At 63.3% G+C, this 22,409-nt stretch carries 19 protein-coding genes; 4 read left to right on the top strand and 15 right to left on the bottom strand.

Features of this window, described 5'->3' with window-relative positions:
• The 12 genes from gspD to HBJ59_RS13415 all read right to left on the bottom strand — a co-directional run bounded on the left by gspD (position 1) and on the right by HBJ59_RS13415 (position 10,214).
• Positions 1–2,235: a type II secretion system secretin GspD gene (gene gspD / locus HBJ59_RS13360; protein ID WP_167663814.1), complete on the bottom strand. Its 2,235-nt coding sequence runs from the start codon at positions 2,233–2,235 to the stop codon at positions 1–3.
• Positions 2,232–2,756: a general secretion pathway protein GspN gene (locus HBJ59_RS13365; RefSeq protein WP_167663815.1), complete on the bottom strand. Its 525-nt coding sequence runs from the start codon at positions 2,754–2,756 to the stop codon at positions 2,232–2,234. Before HBJ59_RS13365 ends, gspD begins: the two co-directional genes overlap by 4 nt.
• Positions 2,753–3,364: a type II secretion system protein GspM gene (gspM, locus tag HBJ59_RS13370; RefSeq protein WP_167663816.1), complete on the bottom strand. Its 612-nt coding sequence runs from the start codon at positions 3,362–3,364 to the stop codon at positions 2,753–2,755. Before gspM ends, HBJ59_RS13365 begins: the two co-directional genes overlap by 4 nt.
• The gene (locus HBJ59_RS13375; RefSeq protein WP_167663817.1) at positions 3,339–4,379 is read right to left on the bottom strand and encodes a type II secretion system protein GspL; all 1,041 of its coding nucleotides are present in this window, start codon (positions 4,377–4,379) and stop codon (positions 3,339–3,341) included. The genes gspM and HBJ59_RS13375 overlap by 26 nt, the downstream gene beginning before the upstream one ends.
• Positions 4,376–5,098 (bottom strand): general secretion pathway protein GspK, encoded by a 723-nt coding sequence (locus HBJ59_RS13380; RefSeq protein ID WP_167663818.1) that lies wholly within the window; start codon positions 5,096–5,098, stop codon positions 4,376–4,378. Before HBJ59_RS13380 ends, HBJ59_RS13375 begins: the two co-directional genes overlap by 4 nt.
• Positions 5,095–5,727, bottom strand: coding sequence for a prepilin-type N-terminal cleavage/methylation domain-containing protein (locus tag HBJ59_RS13385; RefSeq protein ID WP_167663819.1), 633 nt, complete (start codon positions 5,725–5,727; stop codon positions 5,095–5,097). The genes HBJ59_RS13380 and HBJ59_RS13385 overlap by 4 nt, the downstream gene beginning before the upstream one ends.
• The gene (locus HBJ59_RS13390; RefSeq protein ID WP_167663820.1) at positions 5,724–6,095 is read right to left on the bottom strand and encodes a prepilin-type N-terminal cleavage/methylation domain-containing protein; all 372 of its coding nucleotides are present in this window, start codon (positions 6,093–6,095) and stop codon (positions 5,724–5,726) included. The genes HBJ59_RS13385 and HBJ59_RS13390 overlap by 4 nt, the downstream gene beginning before the upstream one ends.
• On the bottom strand, positions 6,092–6,523 hold the full coding sequence (locus HBJ59_RS13395; protein WP_167663821.1) for a GspH/FimT family pseudopilin: 432 nt from the start codon (positions 6,521–6,523) through the stop codon (positions 6,092–6,094). The genes HBJ59_RS13390 and HBJ59_RS13395 overlap by 4 nt, the downstream gene beginning before the upstream one ends.
• Positions 6,523–6,948: a type II secretion system major pseudopilin GspG gene (gene gspG / locus HBJ59_RS13400; protein ID WP_076016052.1), complete on the bottom strand. Its 426-nt coding sequence runs from the start codon at positions 6,946–6,948 to the stop codon at positions 6,523–6,525. Before gspG ends, HBJ59_RS13395 begins: the two co-directional genes overlap by 1 nt.
• A gap of 20 nt (positions 6,949–6,968) precedes the next feature.
• On the bottom strand, positions 6,969–8,171 hold the full coding sequence (gene gspF, locus HBJ59_RS13405) for a type II secretion system inner membrane protein GspF (RefSeq protein ID WP_167663822.1): 1,203 nt from the start codon (positions 8,169–8,171) through the stop codon (positions 6,969–6,971).
• Positions 8,168–9,892 (bottom strand): type II secretion system ATPase GspE, encoded by a 1,725-nt coding sequence (gene gspE, locus HBJ59_RS13410; RefSeq protein ID WP_167663957.1) that lies wholly within the window; start codon positions 9,890–9,892, stop codon positions 8,168–8,170. Before gspE ends, gspF begins: the two co-directional genes overlap by 4 nt.
• A 94-nt stretch (positions 9,893–9,986) precedes the next feature.
• Positions 9,987–10,214, bottom strand: coding sequence for a hypothetical protein (locus tag HBJ59_RS13415; protein ID WP_076016050.1), 228 nt, complete (start codon positions 10,212–10,214; stop codon positions 9,987–9,989).
• Positions 10,215–10,722: 508 nt separating this feature from the next.
• Between HBJ59_RS13415 and HBJ59_RS13420 the strand changes: the two genes are divergently transcribed.
• Positions 10,723–13,476 carry a glycoside hydrolase family 3 protein gene (locus tag HBJ59_RS13420; protein WP_167663823.1) on the top strand — a complete coding sequence of 918 codons (2,754 nt, stop codon included), beginning with the start codon at positions 10,723–10,725 and terminating at the stop codon, positions 13,474–13,476.
• Between the two features lie 109 nt (positions 13,477–13,585).
• On the opposite strand, the gene HBJ59_RS13425 is transcribed toward HBJ59_RS13420, so the two are convergent.
• A complete protein-coding gene (locus HBJ59_RS13425; RefSeq protein ID WP_167663824.1) occupies positions 13,586–14,212 on the bottom strand; it encodes a TetR/AcrR family transcriptional regulator in 627 nt (208 codons plus the stop codon).
• 61 nt (positions 14,213–14,273) lie between these two features.
• Entirely contained in the window at positions 14,274–15,314 is a 1,041-nt protein-coding gene (locus tag HBJ59_RS13430) for a LacI family DNA-binding transcriptional regulator (RefSeq protein WP_167663825.1), read from the bottom strand.
• A gap of 205 nt (positions 15,315–15,519) precedes the next feature.
• Between HBJ59_RS13430 and HBJ59_RS13435 the strand changes: the two genes are divergently transcribed.
• The 3 genes from HBJ59_RS13435 to HBJ59_RS13445 are packed head-to-tail and all read left to right on the top strand — an operon-like array spanning position 15,520 to position 20,044.
• Entirely contained in the window at positions 15,520–17,760 is a 2,241-nt protein-coding gene (locus HBJ59_RS13435) for a TonB-dependent receptor (RefSeq protein ID WP_167663826.1), read from the top strand.
• 2 nt (positions 17,761–17,762) lie between these two features.
• Positions 17,763–19,094, top strand: a complete 1,332-nt coding sequence (locus HBJ59_RS13440; RefSeq protein ID WP_167663827.1) for an LLM class flavin-dependent oxidoreductase — start codon at positions 17,763–17,765, stop codon at positions 19,092–19,094.
• Positions 19,091–20,044, top strand: coding sequence for a sulfonate ABC transporter substrate-binding protein (locus HBJ59_RS13445; RefSeq protein ID WP_167663828.1), 954 nt, complete (start codon positions 19,091–19,093; stop codon positions 20,042–20,044). The genes HBJ59_RS13440 and HBJ59_RS13445 overlap by 4 nt, the downstream gene beginning before the upstream one ends.
• On the opposite strand, the gene HBJ59_RS13450 is transcribed toward HBJ59_RS13445, so the two are convergent.
• On the bottom strand, positions 20,014–22,404 hold the full coding sequence (locus HBJ59_RS13450) for a TonB-dependent receptor (RefSeq protein WP_167663829.1): 2,391 nt from the start codon (positions 22,402–22,404) through the stop codon (positions 20,014–20,016). The genes HBJ59_RS13445 and HBJ59_RS13450 overlap by 31 nt on opposite strands.
• Positions 22,405–22,409: the final 5 nt, after the last annotated feature.

Consider the following 22,409-nt stretch of genomic DNA (forward strand, 5'->3'; position numbering starts at 1 on the left):
CTAGTTCGCCGGCCGCAACAGTTGCATCTGCTGGCGATAGTCATCCGTCACCTGCCGCGACTGGCTGCTGCTGGTAATCACCCTCGGCGTGATCAGCACGATCAGTTCGGTGCGATCCTTGGACTTGCTGGTGTTGCCAAACAACCAGCGCAGCCCCGGGATTTTCCCCAGGTACGGCACCGCACTGACGCTCTCGGCGTTGTCCTGTTTGATCAGCCCGCCGAGCAATACGGTCTGGCCGCTTTGCACCGCCACCTGGGTGGACACCGAGCGTGTGGAGATGCGCGGGTTGTTGGGCGTGTCACTGCTGTTGGTGGTCTGGTTCTCGGCATCGCTGACCTGTTGCTGGATGTCCATGTACACCAGGCCGCCCGGGTTGATGCGCGGCACCACGTCGAGAATGACCCCGGTTTGCACGTATTCGACGCTGCTCAAAGTGGTGTCGGAATTGCCGGTGTTGACGGTGGTCTGGCTGATGGGGATGTTGTCGCCCACCTGGATCTGCGCCTGCTGGTTGTTCATCACCACCAGCGACGGCGCCGACAGCACCTGGGTGCGGCCGTTGGTTTCCAGGGCATGCAAGGCCACTTGCAGGTTGGAGCTGACGAAGGAATAGAACAGCGAATCCGCGCCCAATCCCGCCCCGCCACCGCCCAGCGCGCCCTGGCTGCCAGGAGTATTGGCCACCGTGGTGCTGGTGGAATTGCCCGCCAGACGGCCCAGGTACCATTGCACCCCGAGGTCCAGTTCGCCGGTGAGTTTGACTTCGAGGATGCGCGTCTCGATCTGCACTTGCAGCGGCGGGTTGTCGAGGCGCTTGATCGCCGATTCGATCTCCTTCCACTGCACCGGTCGGGTGCGTACCAGCAACTGGTTACTGCTTTTTTGCGCGGTGATCCGGGTACCGGCGTCGAGGCTTTTGGCGGCAGTACCGTCGGCGGCGCCCTGCTCTGCGCTTTCACTGTCTTCGTTGGCGCTCGGGGCCTGATCTTCGTCGTCGCCGCCGGCCTGGTTGTTGTTGCTGAGGCCCGCGTTATTGCCGCTGTTGTTCAGGCCACCCGAGGTGCCGCCGCTGGTATTGAGTGAGGACAAGGTCGCCGTGCGCAAACCCGGCGCCACCTTGGCTGGCGTATCGTCCTTGATCGCGCCGGTGCCGTAGATCTGCCGCAGGTACTTGGCGAGGTCTGTGGCCTTCATGTTGCGCACGTCATAGACGTACATTTGCGGCTCGTTGCCGCCGCCTTCGTCGATCGTATGAATCCAGTCGCCGACTTCGCTGAGGTACTGCGGCTGGGACGAGATCGCCACCACCGAATTGGTCCGCTCGATCGGCAAGAAGCGCACCATGCCCGCCAGGGGCATGCCGCTGTCGGGGCCGAACATCTTTTGCAACTCGGGCATCAACTCCGCGACCGAAGCCCGCTGCAAACCGAACACCCCGACCGACATGCCTTTGAGCCAATCGACGTCGAAGGTGTCGATGGTGTCCTGGTAGTTGGCCAACTCATCCGGCGTACCGGCCAGGCTCAGCACATTGCGCGCCGGGTCCACCAGCAGGAACGCGTTTTCCCGGGCGAACGGCTTGAGCAGTTTCTGCATTTCCGTGGCCGAGATATAGCGCAACGGAAACAGCCGCGCCGAGAGCCCGCTGGAGGGTTGCGACACGCTCATCTCCGGCACCAGCTTGCCCGCCACCGCCTGGTTGGCGGGCAGAATCACGTAGCGCTGGCCCTGGCGGATCATCGCATTATCGGTCCAGGACAGCAGGGTTTCGAGGATCGACAACGCCTGCTTCTTGTTCACCGGCTTTGAGGTGGAAAAGCTCACGTTGCCTTTCACGCCCTGGGCGATGCTGTAGTTCTCGTGCAACAGGTCGCCCATGACGCTGTTGATCACCGCTTCAATCGGCTGGTCGGCGAAGTTGAACACGATGTCGCCACTGGCTTCATCCTTGACCGCCGGCGCCGGTGCGGGCTGGCGCACGAACTGCTGGTTACCGCGAATCAACTGGCGCTGGGGCGGCGTGGGCGCCTGGGGTTGGCGACTTTCAGCCGCAGGCGACTCGCTGGCCGGGTCCACGGCGGGCCGTTGCGAACCGGTGCCCTGCATCGCCTCGTGGAGCAAGGCATCGTCCGGGTCGAGGTGATCGGGGAATGACCCACAGCCGCCCAGGGCGACGGCGGTGGCCAGGCAAAACACGGTGGTGCGCAAGGCGCGAGGGGAAGTATCGATCAAGGGGCGGGCTCGTGAGGAAGGGAAATCGGGGGTGTGGTGGACGGCGGCGGCAAACGCGGAACGCTGAGGCTCAGGGTTTGCGTGCGGCCCTCCAGTACAAAACGGGCGAGCAGCGGTGTCAGGTGTTCCAGGCGCCAGCCGTTGGGCAGGGTCTGGCCTTGGTGGACCTTGAGTGGCGGGCCGTCTGCGGGTTTGAGCAGCGCGACGCGAAGGTCGCCGTCGAGCAGCACGCCGGTCAGCTTCAGGCTCGACAGGCTGGAGATCTCGGCCTGGCCCACGGCGGCATCGGGGCTACGGTCGGGGCTGAACAGCGGCGCCTGCCAGGTGCCGGCGAGGCTTTCCAGGGTCGCACTTGGGGCCACATGAACCTTGGCCGAAGCATTGGCGCGCGTAGCGGAGGCTGGCTCATCCAGCCACTGGGGCGCATCGCCGATGCTGCTCAAGATGCCCACCATCAGCAGGCCCAGCAGCCCGGCTACACCGAGCAATCCCCACTCCAGAGGGCGCAATGAATTGATCATCGGCGGGCCTGCGTGGCCGCTGCCGGTTGCAGATAACCGCGCACCAACAGGTGCACCACCAGCTTTCCGGCACCGCCGCTGGCGGGGGCATTAGGGGCCCGGCGGATGCTCATTTCATCCACGAACAGGAACGGTCGCTGGTACTCCAGTTCATGCAGGATCGCGGTCAGGGGCTCGATGGCGCAGTTGAGGGTCAGGCTGACTTTAACCTGGCGATAGGGCTCGGTGTCGTCCTGCTCCGGGGTGATGGGCATGCGCTGGGTCAGGCTGCAGCCGCCGCCGAGGCTGGCGCGGCTGTTGATCAGGTCGGCGATGCGCTGCATCAGGTCCGCCGCCACGGCGCTGGGGTCATCCCCGGGCAACAGGCTGGTGCTGCTGGCCGGGTCCTGACGGGCGTGCTCCAGTTGCTCGCGCAAGGCGGCGCCCTGGTGCAACAGGCCGGCATAGCGTTGCTGCTGTTCGCGCAGTTGCTCGGCCTGCTCGCCCATGGCGCGCAATGGCCCGGCGAACCAGCTGTCGATCAGCAGCCAGTAACCGCTGCCGAGCACCAGCGCCAGGATCAGCAAGGCCGCGCCGCGACGTTCACGGGGTGTCAGTGGTCGGCGCATCGGCGGCCTCCTGGTGCAAGTGGGCGCGCAGGGAAAACTGATCCTTGCCGGTTTGCGCATCGGGCTGGATCACCCCCTCGAACTGGGCGTTTTCCAGGCTGTGACAGGCCTTGATCCGGGTGATCAAGGCGCTGGCCTTGGCGCTCTGTCCGGAGAAGGAAACGTCGGCGCCGTTGTTGACTTCCAACTGGTCGATCCAGGTGTCGGCGGGCAGGCACGCGGTCAGCTCATTCAGCAGCGCGGCCAACGGCGGCTGTGCCGACTTGCGGCGAATCAGGTATTGCGCGGCGCCACGGGTGTTGAGCAGTTGCTGGCGCAGGCTCTGGATCTCGGCGACCTGGGCTTTTTGTTGTTGCACCTGCGCATCCATGACGTCGAGTACCCGCTGGCGGTCGTTGAGCCACAGCAGCATCGCGGCAATCAGCAAGGCACCGCACAGCCACGGCAGGCTGCGTTGCAAACCCTTCCCGGCCGGACGCTGGCGCGGACGCAATGGCGCCGGCAGCAGGTCGATACCCATCAGCCCGACCCCGTCGGCCACATCCACGGCATGGGGCTGCAAGCCAAGGGCCGCGCATTCATCAAGCATCTGGTCAAGGCGCTCGCGCAGGATCGCCACCAGTGTCACCTGCAAGTGCGTGGGTGTACGGCGCTCCTGGCGCACGACGAAGTACAACTGGGCGGCATCGAACGGGGTAAAACGGTCCAGCTCATAACCCACCACTGTCGCCAGGTTACGCGCGGCGGCCGGGGGCAACTGCACGGTTTGCACCAGCACCGCCGAGGGTGGCAGTACCAGCACCCGACGCGCCTCGCCGGTGAGCTGTTCCACGGGCGCAGTCAACGGCCAGCGGTAGACATGCTCGGGGATGTCATGCAGCGACAACCAATCCGGCAGGCAGCCATGCAGCTCCTTGAGCCACAGCTGCCAGCCCAATTGCAGCACACTGCCGCGCCAGCGCTGGGCGAAAGGTGCCACCAGCACTTGCAGCCGTGCGGATAAGTGTTCGTTCATTCTTGCCAACGTAGGACTCGATAAGGTTGTGCGCTGCCTTGCGCGGGGCTCAATAACACCGTGGCTTGCAACCGGGCGTGATAGCCGCCGGGCCGTTGTGCGCGGCTGTCGATCACCAGCACGTCGCCAGGGTCGGCGCCCGTCGCGCTCTGCCGGGGCAGGTTCAACGCCTGGCGCATCAATGGGCTGGCGAAAGCAGGATCGGGCCGGTCCAGACCACTCCACAAGCTGATTTCCGGGACCAGCCGGCTGTACAGCGCCTGGGTCATGCCGGGCAATTGCCGCAGTTCTTCCACCACACGGAACGGCGGCAGGCCTTCGTTGCGCCGCACTTCCAGGTCACTGGCGAGCCGGCTGGCCTGGGCCTGGGTGGCGCCGCAAGCCAGGGCCAGACGGGCGAAGTCGGCCGCCTCGGCGCTGTTCAAATACAGCTTGCCGCGCTCGCTGTGCAGGCTCACGAGCAGCTGTGCGTCATCAAACACCAAGGGCATTTCGCGGCCGTCGGCAATCCATTGTTTGCGCTGCAACGGGTCGGCCACAGCCTGCATGGCCAACGCCGCGCCCGCCTCCGCCGCCAGCAGCGCCTGGGTGTGCTGGCGATGCCACAGGGCCTGGCGGCTTTCCAGTTGCACCCAACCGGCCAGGCCGCCCAGCAGCAGGCTGAGCAATGCCAGCACCCACAGCACCAGCAGCAGTGCAACGCCACGCTGACGCTTCATTGGTCTGATGCTCCGCCGGACAGATTCAGGCGCAGGGCAACCACTTGGGTCACCCACGGCACCGGCCCGTTGACGCGCGCCACAATGCGCACTGCATAAGGCAAGCGCTTGGTCCACGGCCAGTCACTGATCCAGCCGGTGGCCTGGCCCTTGGGCGACACGCCGCGATAGCTGAATTGCAGGTCCTCGACGTTCTTCAGCAACACCTGCGGCTCGCTGCGGGTGGCCGGCACACTCACTTGGGCACTGGACTCAAACCGCGCGAACGCCACTTGCAAATCGCGCTGCTCCTCGGGCCCGGCCAACTGCAAGGTGAAGCGCTGGATACCGCCACCGAGCACACCGGGCAAGGTCGCGACGAATTGCAGGCGTTGGGCGGATCCGGCAAAAAAACCGTTGGTTTGGCTGTCGTCCTCAGTCACGTCCAGCGGCAGCGCCTCGCTGATAGAGGTGCGCAAAAACTGTTGTGCGGCGCGCATTTCATCGAGGCTGACCGTGTAGCGCTGGGCCTTGAGCACCGCGCGGTTGGCACCCAACAACGCGCCGCCCACCAGTGTCAGCAATACACCCAGCAAGCTGAGCACGATCATGATTTCCAGCAAGGTAAAGCCCTGTTGACGCTGATTCACGGGCCCGCCCTGTCGGTGACGGCGCGCAATTTCAAGGTACTGAAATGGGCCTGGCGCCGGGCCTCACTGACGGTAAGGTCAAGGCGAAACAAACGCGGCTGACCGATACGGGTCGGCTGCTGGGCGATCGTCAATTGCCAATCGATACCGTCGCCCAGGCTGCCCTGGCGAGTGCCGCTGGCCAGCGGGCCGGATCCTTCCTGGTCCATCACGCTCAAGGCGGCATGGGTCAGGCGGTCGCTGTGGGCGACCTGCAACAACGAGCGCGCGCTCTGCCCGAAAGCGACCAGCAACACCGTGCTGCAAATGGCCATGAGGGTCAGTGCAGCAAGCATTTCCAGCAAGGTGAAACCCGACTGGCGATTCATGGCAACGCCTTGGACTGCACGCTGCCAGTCAGCCAGCCAATATCGATGCGCCAACGCCGCGAGCCATTGGCCAACAACAGGTTGCCGCCGGTGGAACTGCCGTCAGGGTAAAACTCCACCGCAGAGCCTGCTTGCTCGGCGGTGTGCAGGGTCACTTGCAGGTCGGCCGGCCAGTGTTTGACCGGGCGTCCCGGCGCATGGAAACTCAGTTGGGCCAGGTCGAATACGGTCCTGGCCGAGGTGCCGCTGACAATCGCCCGCGCCCGCGTGCTGCGCAGGGCATCGACCATCTGCCCAACCGCCTGACGCTCTTTGGCAACCCGCAGGCCTTGTTGCAGGCCAAATCCCACCAACCCGGCCGCGATGCTGATCAACACAATGACCACCAGCATCTCCAGCAGGGTAAAGCCGCGTTGGAGGGCCTGCATTATTCCCAGTTGCCCAAGTCAGCGCTGTAGCCTTCGCCGCCGGGCTGGCCGTCTTGACCGTAGAAAATCAGGTCGAAGGCCCCATGTTCACCGGGGAAACGATAGCCGAAGGCATGGCCGAACGGGTCCTTGAGGTCTGAGGGCTTAGCGTACGGCCCGGCCCAACCGGCGGCGTTGCCGGATTTCTCGACCAGTTGCTGCAAACTCTTGGGCGGCGACCCCACATCCAGGCCGTAGCTCTCGATCTTCATGCTCAGGCTGGCCAGTTGCGCCTTGCCCGCGCCGTACTTGCCCTTGTCGACATTGCCGCCCACTTGGCGCACCACGATGGTGGCGACGATCCCCAGCAACACGATCACCGCGAGCATTTCCAGCAAGGTAAAACCGCCTTGGCGGCGGGCGGGTTTGAAACGGGTATGGCGCATCGGCTTGCTTCCTCGGGTTTTCATATATTGCTGGTCAGACTCATCAACGGCAGCATGATCGCCAGCATGATCACCGCCACCAGCACCGCCATGACCACGGTCAGGGACGGCACCAGGGCGGCGAGCAGGCGGTCGATGCTGCGCTTGGCTTCGACGTCGAACACGTCGGCGACCTTGAGCAGCATGCTGTCCAGTTCACCGGCCTGTTCGCCGACTTCAATCATTTGCAGCGCCAGGTCCGGCAGCAGCGGTTGGCTGCCAAACGCACTGGCCAGGGTGCCGCCGCCTTTCACCGACTCGGCGGCCTGGGCCACTTGTGCCTGCAAGGCTCTGTTGGTACAGACCTGGCGAGCGATCACCAGCGCTTGCAGCAACGCCACGCCGTTGCTCAGCAAGGTGCCAAGGGTGCGTGCCAGGCGTGCGGCTTCGACCCGCTGCAACAGCGGGCCTATAACTCGGATACCCAGCACGCGCCGGTCGTACGCTTCACGGTGTCGAGGGTTGCGCAGGCGTGCCGCCAGGCCCCAGACAGTCACGATCAACCCGGCGAGCACCGCCAGGCCATAGGCGCCGAGGAACTGGCCGAGTCCCAGAATCACTTCGGTGATCAGCGGAATCGGCACGCCCAGGTCCTTGAAGATCGGCACGAACTGCGGCACCACGTAGGCCAGCAACAGCGCCAGGGACCCGAGCACGCCGACGACCAGGAAGGCGGGATAGATCAACGCGTTGATCACCTCGCCTCTTAATAACTGGCTGCGTTCCAGGTAGTCACTGAGTTGGCGCAGGGTGTTCTCCAGCGCGCCGCCCGCCTCACCGGCGCGGACCATGCTCAGGTACAGCGGCGAGAATTGGCTGCCCTCCTCCTCCAGCGCTGCCGACAAGGGTTTACCGGCCTTGACGTGCTCGCGGATGCGCTCGATCAACGCGCGGGTTTGCGGTTGGCCGGGTTGCTTGAGCAGGATGCCCAGCGAGCGTTCCAGCGGCTGGCCCGCGCCGAGCAGCGTGGCCAATTGTTGGGTAAAACTGACCAGCGCCGCGCCATTCAAATGGCCGCGCCCGAAAGCGTTGCGCAGCCCCTGGGCGCTGGCGGGATCAATCTGCAACAACAGCAGCCCACGCTTGTGCAGCGCGGCGACGGCGGCGGCCTGGTCCTTGGCTTCGAGGGTGCCGTTCTGCGCGGTGCCCTGGCTGTCCAGGGCGCGGTATTTGAACAGGCTCACGCGCCCTCTCCACGAGTGACGCGCAGCACTTCTTCAAGTGAGGTGACACCGGCCACCGCCTGGCGCAGGCCTTCTTCATGCAGGGTGCGCAAGCCACCACGGCGGGCGGCTTGTTCGAGGGTCGCGGCGTCGGCCTGGCGCATCAACAAGCTGCGCAGTTCGTCATTCATTACCAGCAATTCGGTGATTGCACTGCGGCCGTGGTAACCGCCGCCCGGAGCGTCGGCGCGGGGCCGGTACAGCAGGATCGGGCGCTGGTCGGTGAAGCGGTCGAGGCCGTGTTCCTCGATCAGTTCCGGCGGGGCTTCGAACGCCTCGCGGGTCGCCGGGTCGAGGCGGCGCACCAGGCGCTGGGCGAGGATGCCATTGACGGTGGACGCGATCAGGTAGCTCTCTACGCCCATGTCGAGCAGGCGGGTGATACTCGCCGCGGCGCTGTTGGTGTGCAAAGTAGAAAGCACCAAATGCCCGGTCAACGACGATTGAATAGCAATGCGGCAGGTTTCCAGGTCGCGGATTTCACCGATCATGATCACGTCCGGGTCCTGGCGCACGATGGAGCGCAGCGCCCCGGCGAAGTCCAGCCCGATGGCCGGCTTGACCTGGATCTGGTTGATGCCTTCCAGTTGGTATTCCACCGGGTCTTCGACGGTGATGATCTTGCGCTCGGCGGTATTGAGCCGCGACAGCGCGGTATAGAGCGTGGTGGTTTTACCCGAGCCGGTGGGGCCGGTGACCAGCAGGATGCCGTGGGGTCGCTCGAGCACTTCAAGAAAGGTTTCCAGGCGCTGGCCATCAAAACCCAGGCTCTGGAAATCGAACTGCACGGTCTGGCGGTCCAGCAGGCGCATCACCACCGACTCGCCAAAACTGGTGGGCACCGTGGACACCCGCAGGTCCAGCTCCTTGCCCTGGATGCGCAACATGATCCGGCCGTCCTGCGGCAAGCGCCGCTCGGCGATGTCCAGCCGCGCCATGATCTTGACCCGGGAAATCACCGCCGCCGAGGAGCTCGATGGCGGCGCCTCGGCTTCATGCAGTACACCGTCGATGCGGTAGCGCACCTTGAGCTGGTTTTCGAAGGGTTCGATATGGATGTCCGACGCTCGATTCTCAACGGCCCGCTGCAGGATCAGGTTGACCAGGCGAATCACCGGCGCCTCGGACGCCATGTCCTTGAGGTGTTCGATGTCTTCCAGGGCGCCGCCCTGCTCGTCGAGATTTTCGATCAGGGTGCCCATGGCCGAACGGCCCTGGCCGTAATAGCGCTCGATCAGGGTTTCGACTTCATTGCGCGGGCCTACCGCCAGCCACACCGGCACGCCGCACGCATACGCCAGGGCCTGGAACGGATACAGCAGCGCCGGGTTGGCCGCCAGCACACGCAAGCCGCCGTGGCTCCAGCCCACCGGCACCACCTGGTAATGACGCATGAAGCGTTCGGTCAGCGCCGGCAGCGGATCGAGCACGGGCGGTGCGGCGTCCGCCAGCAGCAACGGAGCGCCAAGCAAATCCGCCCAGGCCCGCGCCAGCTCCACTTCGGAAACCAGCCCCAGACGCGTCAGCAGGCCGAGCAGTTCAGGGTCGTCGGACTCCTGAGATAACCGTCGGGCGCGTTCCAGGTCGACGGTTTTCAAACCGGCCTGCTGCATCAGCCATGCACACACCTGTTCGGTATCCGGAATCTGCATTCGGCAAGCATCGATGGGCGTGGACGGCATGGGCTGGGGCATCTGCGAAATCTGAGGGGCTATTTAAAAAAACTGTTGCCGTGGCGCCTGCTGGTAAGGCGCCCGGAAACAGGTGCATCCAACCTTAGTTGGAAGTTTTTGGCGCAGTCGCCTGGCTGTTACTCAGCGGGCGGCCGCCCTTGGTGGTTTCGGCCTTCTGCTTCTTCGCCGCCTTGGCATCGTGGGCCTGGGTGATCACCGTGGAATCGGCGGCACCGGACTTCGCGTCAGCGTCCGTCGACTCGACGGCCATTGCCGCCCCACTTAGCGCAACGCCCAGTACAACACCGGCACTCAACAGGGAAATCTTCATTAACTTTCTCCAGATAAAAAACAATCAATCGCCCAAGCACGGTCCTGACAGGGTCAAGACCCTACACCAAAGCATTTTGTATTACAGCCCATTTGGATTATGGCCATTTAGAACTACTGGCGAACGCCACTAGTTAGCCATGACTGCGCATATTTCCTTAAACCAATCGACTAGTAGGTTTAATCTAAGTTCATAAACGTAAGAAAATATTTCTTATTTTACGCAGATATTAGCTTTCGTTTGACATTTTACGGCAAGAATTGACTTAATTACGGCGTTTTAGCGGTTCAAAATGCCATCTCGTGATATCGCATAGACACTACTCAAAACAATAACTAGTTCAATTATTACACTTTTAAAACTGCGGAATCCGCCCCGTAATCGCAATTAGCCATCGGCAAAAAGTTGCGACAAGGGTGAACTATTGCCCGTAAAAAAGTGACGAGCGTGCACAACGAAATGCACTTCTCGGCACCCAGCTATCAATAATCAGTTGTCGGAGAGTCCCATGAGTAAACGCAAAATGATCGGTGCGCAGTCGGCATTCGCCCTGCTGGCGCTCGCTGTGTCCCAGGTGCATGCGGCCACCAGCCCCGCCCTCGATGAAGCGCGGGTAAACCGTGCCGAAAAGGCCGCAAACAAGACCCTGGCCAAGATGACCCTGGAAGAAAAACTCGCCTATATCGGCGGCACCGGTGGTTGGGACGTCAAGCCGCTGACTCAGTATGGCGTGCCGCAGATTCATGGCGCCGACGGTGGCGTGGGTGTGCGCTACACCAGCGAAGGCAACGACCAGGGCGTGGTGTACCCCTCCGGCCCGAACCTGGCGGCCAGCTGGAACCCGCGCCGCGCCATCGACCTGGGCCGTGCCCTGGGTTACGACACCGCAAGCGGCGGTTATCAATTCGTCACCGGGCCCGGGGTGAACCTGTACCGCATGCCTTACAGCGGCCGGGCGTTTGAGTACCTGTCCGGTGAAGACCCATTCCTTGGCGCCAGCCTGGGGCCGGCGGTGATCAATGGTATCCAGTCACGCGGGGTATGGGCCAACGCCAAGCATTTCGCCGCCAACGACCAGGAAAGCAACCGCTTTCACCTCGACGAGACCATCAGCGAACGGGTGCTGCGGGAAATGACCCTGCCGCCCTTCGAATCCGCCTCGAAGAACAGCAAAGTGGCGATGATGATGTGTTCGTTCCAGAAGGTGAACGGTGAGTTCGCCTGCGAGAACAAGCACCTGATGCACGACATCCTGAAGACCGAATGGGGCTATCCGGGCTTTGTGCAGAGTGACTACAACGCTGTGGTCAACGGCTTGCCGGCGGCACAGGCGGGTACCGATCTGGACATGATGGGCTACCAGATGAACAGCACTGTACTCAAGCCGTTCCTCGACAGTGGCGAACTCGCCGGCGCGACCATCGATGACAAGGTGCGGCGCATCCTCAAGCAGATCTACCTGTACAAATTCGACAGCAAGGCGCCGCTGACCACCCATAACATGAACAGCGCAACCAGCAACCGCGTGGCGTTGAATGCGGCCCGCGAAGGCATCGTGCTGCTGAAAAACCAGGACAGCCTGCTGCCCCTGGACGCGAAGAAGGTCAAGCGCATCGCCGTGGTCGGCAACCTGGCCAAATACGCACCGCCCACCGGATTCGGCAGCGCCAATGTGATGGCCGCCAACTACATCAGTGAACTGAGTGGCCTGCAGCAACTGGCGCCGAACGCCAAGGTCGAGTTCATCGAAGGGCTGTCCCTGGACCAGACGGCGTCCAACTGGACCCACACCGACAGCGACGGCAACAGCGTCAAGGGCTTGAAGACCGAGTTCTTCAGCAATGCCAACTGGTCCGGCGACCCGGCTGCCACCCGCACCGACAACCATGTCGACCTCGACTGGTCCACCGACAGTCTGCCGGTGAATGGCAACACCGCCGCCACGTCGATCCGCTACAGCGGCCAGATCACCCCGACCGTCAGCGGCGAACAGGTGTTCAAGGTGCGCGCCGACGGTGCCGTGCGCCTGTACGTCAATGGCCAGAAAGTGCTCGACAACGGCGACGGCAACCCACTGCCCAACAACAGCATCCCGCCGACGATTCCGGTGTTCGCCAAGGTCAATCTTGAAGCCGGCAAAGCCGTGGACATCAAGCTTGAGTACTCGCGCCGCAAAGGCTACATCTCGACCATGGGCGGCCTGGTAGGCGTGCAAATGGGCTGGGCCTCGCTGGTGGCGCCCAAGGACCTGGCCCAGTACGACGCGGTGCTGGTGGCGGCAGGCAACAGCAATGAGTACGAAGGTGAAGGCTTCGACCACAGCTTCGATTTGCCGGAGTACCAGAACCTGCTGATCCAGAGCATTGCCAAGGTCAACCCGAACACCGTGGTCACCCTGCACGGTGGCACCGGGCTGAAGATGAGCGACTGGATCGACCAGGTGCCGGCGGCGCTGCATGCGTTCTACCCGGGGCAGAACGGCGGCCAGGCCCTGGCGGAGATTTTGCTGGGCAAGGTCAATCCATCGGCCAAGCTGCCCATCAGCATCGAGCGCAATATCGAAGACAACCCGATCTACGCGACTTTCCCGAAATTCGACAATCAGGAAACCCTCACGCAGATGAGCTACAAGGACGACCTGTTCCTGGGTTATCGCGGCTACGAGAAAAAAGGCATCAAGCCGCTCTACCCGTTCGGCTACGGCCTGTCGTACACCACCTTCGGCTACAGCAACATCAGCGTGACACCCGGTGTCGCGGTGGCGGGCGCGCCGATCAAGGTATCGTTCGACCTGAGCAACACCGGCAAGGTGGCGGGCGCTGAAGTCGCCGAGCTGTATGTGGGCCAGAACCACCCGAAAGTCGAACGGGCACTGAAGGAACTCAAGGGCTACAAGAAGGTGTTCCTCAAGCCCGGCGAGAGCAAGCGCGTGACCATCGAACTCAACGACCGCTCACTGGCGTACTTCGATGTGGCGAGCAAGCAATGGGTGGTGGACGCCGACAGCTTCAACCTGTCGGTCGGCGCCTCGTCCCAGGACATTCGCCTGAACGCCAAGCTGGTCAACCCGTTCCGCCAGGAACTGTCGACCACCACCAGCAACCCGCTGCCACGCTCGGCACTCAACTCCACGCTGCGTGAGCTGCCAACGGTCAAGACCGGTGGTGTGCTGCATCAGAACCAGGGTGATTCCGGCACCAGCGACGGTGACGGCTACGACACCTCGGATGACAGCAGCCAGGGCAGTGCTGTGGGTAACTGATAAAAACCTGTAGGAGCGAGCTTGCTCGCGAAAAACGCAAAGACACCGCGTTAATCCAGGATGCCCGCGTTATCGTTGACGTCCTTCGCGAGCAAGCTCGCTCCTACCTTCACGCGCGTATGGCCGCATCGACCCGCGCGATGTAGGTATCGAAACGCGCCACTAGGTCCACCTGATCGGGAAAGCGCAACCACTGGATCTGCAAGCCGTCCATCATGGCCAGGATCTCCTCCACCAGCCCGGCGATGTCCACATCACCGCGCACTTCGCCCATGGCCACAAGGTCTGCAAACTGCCCGTGCATGCGCCGATGAATGCCCGCATAGCGCTCCTGAAACCAACCCCAGGCCGGGTGTGTGTCCAGCAGGCTTTCCGCATTCAGAATCGTAAAAGCCCGCACCACCCCCGGCGCTGTCGCGTTGGAGCGGTTGATCGCCCGCAGGCTGCCGAGCAACCCGGACAATGACTTCTCGGCCCGCACCTCATCGGCAATCCGCTGATTGACCTGGTCCCGGCGTTGCAGCACCCCCATCAACAACGAAATCTTGCTGGGAAAGTGATGCAGCAGGCCGGCCACCGAGATGCCAACGATCGCCGCCACCTGCGCCATCGAGGCGCCGCTGTAGCCTTCGAGGGAAAACACCTGCAGCGCGGCGTCCAACAGTTCTTCCCGGCGTTTTTCACCTTTGGGCGCACGGCGGGATTTGGGCACGGCAGCGGGTTGTGGTTCGGTCATTGGCAGGTCCTTTGGGCAGGCCTGCACCGTATCCAAAATGGCCAGGCGCCGCAAATAAACCTCAGCCGCTCTCGCGCTCGATCAAGCGGCATTCCAGCAGGTTCAAGCGCTGCACCTCGTCCTCAACCGGCAACACGCCCAGGCTTTCCAGCACCCGCGTCGCCGCCAGCACGCCAATCTCCAGGGCGGGCGGCTTGATGGTGCTGAGACTCGGCAGAAGCATTTCGGCAAACGGGTAATCACCAAAGCCGAGCACCGCACAATCCTCGGGGATTTTCAGCCCTGCCCGTTGCCCCGCCAGCAAGCCACCGGCGGCGAGGTTGTCATTGGCGAAGATGATTGCGTCGGGCGGCGTGGCGGCGCTCATCAACACGTGCATGGCTTGCTTGCCCGCCTCAAAGGGCGCGCGATCGGCGTCCGGGGCAAACACCCACGGCTGCATGCCCAGCTCAATCAGGGTTGCGCTATAGCCATCCCGGCGTTCCAGTGCACTGAAGTCCCCTGGCGCGCTGTTCTGCACGAACGCGATGCGCCGATACCCCTTGCCATGCAGGTAGCGCGCGGCCGTCACGCCCACCTCGTAATGGGAGAAGCCAATCTGCAACGGCTCCCGCTCGGGTTGGTAATCCCAGGTTTCAACCACCGGAATATCCGCCTCGGCGATCATCTTCTCGGTGCCCGCGCTATGGAAGCGGCTGGTGAGCACCAATGCCGCCGGGGACCAGCCGAGGAACGCGCGTACTGCGTTTTCTTCCTGCTCGGCGCTGAAGTAACTGGACGCCAGCAGCAGCTGGTAGCCGTGGCGGCTGAGGGTGTCGCTGAAGCCCTGGATGGTATTGGCGAAGATCGGCCCGGAGATGTTCGGAATCACCATGGCGACGATCCGGCCTCGTGCCGACGCCAGCCCACCCGCTACCAGATTGGGCACGTATCCCAGCTCGGCGACCACCGCCGCGATGCGTTCGCGGCGTTCGGGCGAGACCTGCTCCGGCTGGTTGAAATAGCGCGACACGGTGATCGCTGAAACACCGGCCTGGCGCGCCACGGTGTTCAAGGTGACGCGGCCGGCGCCACGGCGTTTCCGGGGTTTGTCTTCGCTCAAGGGACGATCCTGTTAAAAACCTAAAAGAATATAAAACTAATTTTTTAGTATTTGACGCTCTATGTCACACCTACCAATAATGCCGATGTTAGCGCTACCAAAGCGTTTTGTCTGCTACTCGCTCGAGCGAATGCCCAAGACAGATTCAACGGCGCTGTCGTCACAGAACGGCAGCGGTTCAGGGCACATTTCGAGCGGTCAGAGCATGCACACACAGCCGGGGCAACCTCAAAAACTTTCGCAATCCATACGCGCCGCCACCGGGCGCCGCGCCCATCTGGGCTGGTTACTCGCCGGGCTCGCCGCCCTGCCCGTTCCCGCTGCATTCGCCGCCGACGAGCAGGAACCCACCCTAAAGCCGGTGACGGTCACCGCCACCCGCCGCGAAGAGTCGCTGCAAAAAGTCCCGGTGGCGGTTTCGGTACTCGATGGCGAACAACTGGAGCGTGACAATCGCAACGGCGTGGCCAGTATCGTGCAGCAAGTACCCTCGCTGAATTTCCGCACCGGCGCGTCGAACAAGGACACCTCGCTGTTCGTGCGGGGCGTGGGCACGATTTCTACTTCGCCCGGGGTTGAGCCCACCGTGGCGACGGTGATTGACGGCGTGGTGTACGCCCGCCCCGGCCAGGCCACCCTGGACCTGCTGGACCTGGAACGCGTCGAAGTCCTGCGCGGCCCCCAAGGCACGCTGTTCGGCAAGAACGCCTCGGCCGGCGTGCTGAATATCACCAGCAAGGCGCCGACGGCCGAGACCCACGGCTACATCGACCAGTCCTACTTCAGCGGCAATGAAAGCCGCACCCGCTTCGGCCTGGGCGGCAGCTTGATTCCCGGCACACTGAAGGGCTCCATCAGCGGCCTGTTCGGCACCTACGACGGCAACGTCGACAACAAGCACAACGGCCAGGAAGTGAACGGCTACAACCATCAGGGCGTGCGCGGCAAACTGGAGTTCACCCCCAACGACGACGTGAAACTGACCCTGATTGCCGACTACATGCAGTCCCACGACGACGCGCCGAATGGCGTGGTGAGCCAATCCCTGACCCCGGCGTTCGCCAATGCGTTGAACCCGGTGCGCGGCTCCAGCGACAACCGCGACATCAACACCGACACCCGCAGCCACGTGGAGGACACCAACAAAGGCCTGTCTGCCCAACTGGACTGGAACCTCGGCGACTACACCCTGACCTCGATCACCGCCTGGCGCGGTTGGGACAACACCCAGTACCAGGACGGCGACCGCCTGGGCACCGTGACCGCCGCGTTCCCCGGCACCGCCGACAAAGGCCAACTGGCGTTCGACCAATACTCCCAGGAGCTGCGCCTGGCCTCGCCCAAAGGCGAATTCCTCGAATACGTCGGCGGCCTGTTCTACATGCACGGCAAGGATCAGGAAACCTACCAGCGCACCCTGACCACCACCACACGCACCGACCGCGGCATCGCCGACTACGGCACCACCAGCGACAGCTACGCGGTGTTCGGCGAGACCACGCTGAATTTCACCTCGGCTTTCCGTGGCATCGCCGGCCTGCGCTATACCCACGACGACCTGGAATACGATCACCGACGTGTCTCCACCTCTGCCACCACGGTCAGCGGCATTCAACCGGCCACCAGCAGTTCGGGCTCGGTGGACGAAGACGGCTGGTCCGGCCGGCTGGGGGTGCAATACGACCTGAGCGACACCGTCACCAGCTACCTGACCTACTCCCGCGGCTACAAGGGCCCGGCCTACAACGTGTTCTTCAACATGCAGCCACGGGACACCGACGCGCTGAAACCGGAAACCTCCAACACCTGGGAAGTCGGGATCAAGGCCACCAGCTGGAACAATCGCCTGACCACCAACCTGGCGATCTTCCACAGCGACTACGACAACTACCAGGCGAACTTCTTCGACACCGTCGCCGGGCAAGTGGTGACGCGCTTGATCAACGCCGGCAGCGTCAGCACCGAAGGCGTCGAACTCGACTACGCGTTGCAGGCCACTCAACAACTGAAGCTCTCCGGCGCGCTGGCCTACACCCGGGCCCGCATCGATGAGTTCGCCTGCCCGCCTGGCGCGGCGGCGTCCTGCAACGTCAACGGCAAGCCGCTGCCCTTCAGCCCGGACTGGAAAAGCTACGTGCGCGCCGACTACAGCATCCCGCTGGATAACGGCCTGGATATCGAACTGGGTACCGACTACAGCTGGCAGAGCGAAGTGCAGTACGACATCAGCCAGAACGTCGACACCAAGCAAGGCGCCTACGGTATCTGGAACGCCAGCGTCGCCCTGGCCGACTACAGCGACGGCTGGCGCGTGGCCCTGCTGGCGAAGAACCTCACCGACAAGTCCTATTCACCGCTGCTGGCCAGTGGCGGCAGCTACATCTACCGCGCCGTGCCCCGTGACGATGAACGTTACTTCGGCGTGCAACTGCGCAAGGATTTCTAAGCATGCCCCGTCAACTTAAACTCGGTGCTTTCCTGATGGCCACCGGGCACCACGTCGCTGCCTGGCGCCATCCCGATGTGCCGGCCAATGCCGGGCTGGATTTCGCCCACTACAAGCGCTTGGCGCAGATTGCCGAGGCGGCAAAATTCGACGCCTTGTTCGTGGCCGACAGCATTGCCGCCGCCACCGGGGAGATTGCCAGCCGCATGGCGCGCTCGGACCATTTCGAGCCACTGACGTTGCTGTCGGCATTGAGCGCGGTGACTGAACACATCGGCCTGATCGCCACGGCCACCACCAGCTACAACGAGCCGTACCATGTGGCGCGCAAGTTCGCCTCACTGGATCACCTGTCCGGAGGGCGTGCAGGCTGGAACCTGGTGACCTCGGACAACGCCGCCGAAGCACAGAATTTTGGCCGCGACGAACACCTCGGCCACGGCGAACGCTACAGCCGTGCCCGGGAGTTTCATCAGGTGGTGACGGGGTTGTGGGACAGCTGGGAAGACGATGCCTTTGTGCGCGACAAGGCCAGTGGCAGCTACTACGACCCGGCGAAACTGCATGTACTCGGGCATGTGGGCGAACACTTTCGTGTGAAAGGCCCGCTGAACGTGGCGCGCTCACCTCAAGGCCAACCGGTGATTGTCCAGGCCGGCTCTTCCGAGGCGGGCCGTGAATTAGCGGCACAAACTGCCGAAGTGGTGTTCACCGCCCAGACATCATTGGCCAACGCCCAGGCGTTCTATGCCGACCTCAAGGGTCGCCTGGCTCGATACGGGCGGGAACCGGATGCGCTGAAGATCATGCCGGGGGTGTTTGTGGTGGTCGGGCAGACAGAAGCGCAAGCGCGCGACAAATTCGAGGCCTTCCAGCAGTTGGTCGAACCGCAGGTGGGTGTCGCATTGCTGGGGCGCATGCTGGGTAATTTCGACTTGTCCGGCTACCCGGTCGACGGCCCGCTGCCAGACCTGCCATTGACCGACAGCGGCCAGCGCAGCCGCCAGCAACTGCTGACCGAACTGGCGGGCCGCGAACAGCTGAGCCTGGCGCAACTGGGCCGTCGCATCGCCGGTGGCCGCGGGCATTACAGCCTGATCGGCACGCCCGCGCAGATCGCCGATGAACTGCAACACTGGTTCGAGAATGGCGCCGCCGATGGCTTCAATGTGCTGGTGCCGCACCTGCCGGGCGGGCTGGAAGATTTCGCCCAATGGGTGGTGCCGGAACTGCAACGGCGCGGGCTGTTCCGAACCGAATACGCCGGTACCACCCTGCGTGAAAACCTTGGATTGGCGCGGCCGGCCAATCGCTTTGCGGAGCAACCGGCATGAGAATGTCTGCACTATTGTTTGCGCTGTTGGCCCTGACTCAAACCGCGATGGCCGCCGAGCCGGCCAGCCTGAGGATCGGCTACCAGAAAGGCTCGATCGCCCTGGTGCTCGCCAAGGAACATGGCCTGCTGGAAAAACGCTTCGACCAGACCAAAGTGCAATGGATCGAATTCCCCGCTGGCCCGCAGATGCTCGAGGCCTTGAACGTGGGCGCGCTGGACGTGGCATCCACCGGGGATATCCCGCCATTGTTCGCCCAGGCGGCGGGCGCCGACCTCGTCTACATCGGCGCTGAACCGCCCAAGCCGACGGCGGAAACCATTCTGGTGCAGGCCGACAGCCCACTGCACAGCATCGCCGACCTCAAGGGCAAGAAAGTCGCCTTCCAGAAAGGCTCCAGCTCTCACAACCTGATCCTGCGGGCCTTGAACAACGCCGGCCTGAGCTACAAGGACATCAAGCCGGTTTACCTGCCACCGGCCGATGCCCGCGCCGCCTTCGAGCAAGGCAGTGTCGACGCCTGGGCGATCTGGGAGCCCTACTCGTCACTGGCCCTGAGCCAAAGCCCCAGCCGCGTGCTCGCCAATGGCGAAGGCTTGAACCTGTCTGGACCAATCTATACCGCACGCCGTGATTACGCTCAGGCCAACGGTGCTTTCATCCACGCCCTGCTCGACGAACTCAGCGCCGCCGAAGCCCTGACCCGCAGCCAGCGCGAAGACAGCCTGCAGGTGCTGACCCGTTTCATGGGTTTGCCGACCGGGGTGATTGCACGTTATGTCGATAACCGGCCGCCATCGCCGATCCTGCCGATTGATGCGCACATCCTTCAGGCGCAGCAGCAGACGGCGGACCTGTTTTACCAGAACCGCCTGCTGCCCAAGCCCATCGATGTGCAGAAGGCTATGTGGCAGGCTCCTCAGAAGTCGACGGTGGCCGACAGCAAGTAAGTACGCGGCGTCGACAAGGTCAAACCCGGCTCGCTGTCATCCGAGGCACCGGCCGAACTCCAGTAGCGCCGATTGGCCACGTTCTCGACGTTGGCCCGCAGGGTGATGTGCTTGTCGTCGACCTTGAAGGCGTAGCGTGCGCCAACATCAAGACGGGTCCAGGCGTCGATTTCCTTGACGTTGGACTGGTCCAGGTACTGGGAGCTGGAATAGATCCCGCGGCTGGTCAGGGTCAGGCCTTCAACGGTCGGCACATCCCACTCAGCGCCGAGGTTGACGTTGTACTTGGGCGTGGCCGGCGCGCGGTTGCCGTCGAAGGTGCCGTTGGTGGTGTTGGTCAATTCGCTGTCGATGTACATCACCCCGCCCAGCAGGCGGAAGCCCTTGAGCGGTTCGCCGAACACGCTGAGTTCGACGCCGTCGTTCTGGCGCTTGCCGTTGGGGCCGAAGACCCGCGTGGTGGCGTTGGTCTCGTAGGCCGGCTGCTTGATCCGGAACACCGCAGCGGTGACCGCGAACGCCCCCGCGTCGTACTTGGCACCGACTTCAACCTGGCGGCTGATGAAGGGCGGGAAGATTTCATCCTCGTTGATCGAGGTCGACGGCGCGATCTTGCCTTGGCTCAGGCCTTCCATGTAGTTCGCGTACAGCGACAGCTTGTCGGTGGCCTTGAACAGGATGCCGCCCGACGGTGAGATTTTTTCCTCGTCGTAGGCGGTGTCGCCTTTGACGTCATCGGTCCAGTCATCCACCTTGACCCGCTGCCAGCGCGCACCGAGGGTCAGCAGCAACCGGTCATCGAAGAAGCCCAGAGTGTCGGACAACGCCACGCCGCTGAAGCGGTTTTCGGTGTAGACCTTCGAGTCAAATCGCGTTGGCCGGCTTGGCGTAGGTGTTTCTACCGGATTGTAGATATTGCTCGAACCTGGCGCATAGCGTGCGCCGCCGTTTTCGAAGTCCATATAGAAGTAGCTGGCCGCCAGGTTGACCTCATGGCTGACCGGGCCGGTATGAAACCAGTTGCGCACGCCCGCCGTGGCGGTACGCACGTTTTCGTCGCGGGTGAAGTCGCGGGGCTGCACGCTGAAGTCACCGGCGTTGTTGCTCACCGACACCGCATGACGCAGGAAGTCATGGTTACTTTTGCGCGCGCCGACACCGCCATAGAGCATCACGTTGTCACTGAGGTCGAACTCGCCGTTGACCGTGCCGAAGGTGTCGTTGGTGCTCGCCTTGCTCCAGGGTTGCGCGTAGTTGTGACGCACGTCGTTGGCACTCGGCACCTTGGCATTGGGACCAACTTGCACGCGCTCCTGCGGGGCGTCGGTGTCGCGCTCGGTGCGGCCGATGTCGGTGGAGAGTCGCAGGCGTTCACCGCGAAAATCCAGGCCCAGTACGGCCATTTCGCGATCGACACTCTGGTCGTCCCAGGCAGTGTCGCCGGACTGCTTCACGCCGTTGAAACGCAGGCCGAATTTATTGTCTTCACCAAAACGCCGGCCTATGTCCACGGCCCCGCCCGCCTGGCTGTCGGAGGCCCAACTGCCGGTTAACGAGGTGATGGGCTTGTCGGTAGCGCGCTTGGGCACCACGTTGATCCCGCCGCCGACGCTGCCCCGCGGCGAGATGCCGTTGATCAGTTGGCTGGGGCCTTTGACGATGTCGACGCGCTCGGCCATTTCCATGTCGATGGTGTAGGTCGGCAGCACGCCGTAGAGGCCGTTGTAGGCGACATCGCTGTTAAACAGGCTGAAACCGCGAATGGTGAATTGTTCATAGCGCCCGCCCGCCGGGTTGGTGGCACGCACCGAGGGGTCGCTGGCGATCAGGTCGCCGAGGGTTCGCGCCTGCTGGTTCTTGACCGCCTCGCTGGTGTAGGTGGTCATGCTGAACGGGGTTTCCATGAAATCCCGTGAGCCCAGCAAACCCTGGGAGCCACGGCGTGCCACCTGGCCCCCGGCGAAGGACTCGCTGCCGGCATCGCCGACGGTGCCAAGAATCGAGGTGGGTGCCAGTTGCAGGCTGCCGCCTTCCGGAATCGGGGTCAGCATGTAGGCCTGCTCGCCCAGGGGTTGCAGTTGCAGGCCCGAGCCTTGCAGCAAGCGGGCAAACCCTTCTTCGACGCCGTATTCGCCGGACAACCCGCTGCTGTTACGGCCGCTGACCAGCGCCGGGTCTACCGAGAGGTTGACCCCGGCCAGGCCGGCGAAACGGGTCAGCGCGGCGCTCAGGCTGCCGGCCGGCACCTGGTAGCTGCGCCGGGACGCGCCGTCTTCGGCATAACTGATGGGGACGAACAACGGGCTGGCACTCAGGCTCAGCATCAGGCTGAAATTCAGCAGCGGGCGGATTGCGGGCATTGGAA

It is taken from the genome of Pseudomonas sp. AN3A02, from assembly GCF_011765255.1.
Classification (GTDB): Bacteria; Pseudomonadota; Gammaproteobacteria; order Pseudomonadales; family Pseudomonadaceae; genus Aquipseudomonas.

Bases quoted from the DNA above. Each gene is read 5' to 3' on its own strand.
- gspM (WP_167663816.1), bottom strand. From the start codon at position 3,364: ATGCGCCGACCACTGACACCCCGTGAACGTCGCGGCGCGGCCTTGCTG.
- HBJ59_RS13365 (WP_167663815.1), bottom strand. From the start codon at position 2,756: ATGATCAATTCATTGCGCCCTCTGGAGTGGGGATTGCTCGGTGTAGCC.
- HBJ59_RS13390 (WP_167663820.1), bottom strand. From the start codon at position 6,095: ATGAATCGCCAGTCGGGTTTCACCTTGCTGGAAATGCTTGCTGCACTG.
- HBJ59_RS13375 (WP_167663817.1), bottom strand. From the start codon at position 4,379: ATGAACGAACACTTATCCGCACGGCTGCAAGTGCTGGTGGCACCTTTC.
- HBJ59_RS13420 (WP_167663823.1), top strand. From the start codon at position 10,723: ATGAGTAAACGCAAAATGATCGGTGCGCAGTCGGCATTCGCCCTGCTG.
- HBJ59_RS13425 (WP_167663824.1), bottom strand. From the start codon at position 14,212: ATGACCGAACCACAACCCGCTGCCGTGCCCAAATCCCGCCGTGCGCCC.
- HBJ59_RS13380 (WP_167663818.1), bottom strand. From the start codon at position 5,098: ATGAAGCGTCAGCGTGGCGTTGCACTGCTGCTGGTGCTGTGGGTGCTG.
- HBJ59_RS13435 (WP_167663826.1), top strand. From the start codon at position 15,520: ATGCACACACAGCCGGGGCAACCTCAAAAACTTTCGCAATCCATACGC.
- HBJ59_RS13395 (WP_167663821.1), bottom strand. From the start codon at position 6,523: ATGCAGGCCCTCCAACGCGGCTTTACCCTGCTGGAGATGCTGGTGGTC.
- gspE (WP_167663957.1), bottom strand. From the start codon at position 9,892: ATGCCGTCCACGCCCATCGATGCTTGCCGAATGCAGATTCCGGATACC.
- HBJ59_RS13440 (WP_167663827.1), top strand. From the start codon at position 17,763: ATGCCCCGTCAACTTAAACTCGGTGCTTTCCTGATGGCCACCGGGCAC.
- HBJ59_RS13450 (WP_167663829.1), bottom strand. From the start codon at position 22,404: ATGCCCGCAATCCGCCCGCTGCTGAATTTCAGCCTGATGCTGAGCCTG.
- HBJ59_RS13415 (WP_076016050.1), bottom strand. From the start codon at position 10,214: ATGAAGATTTCCCTGTTGAGTGCCGGTGTTGTACTGGGCGTTGCGCTA.
- gspG (WP_076016052.1), bottom strand. From the start codon at position 6,948: ATGCGCCATACCCGTTTCAAACCCGCCCGCCGCCAAGGCGGTTTTACC.
- HBJ59_RS13445 (WP_167663828.1), top strand. From the start codon at position 19,091: ATGAGAATGTCTGCACTATTGTTTGCGCTGTTGGCCCTGACTCAAACC.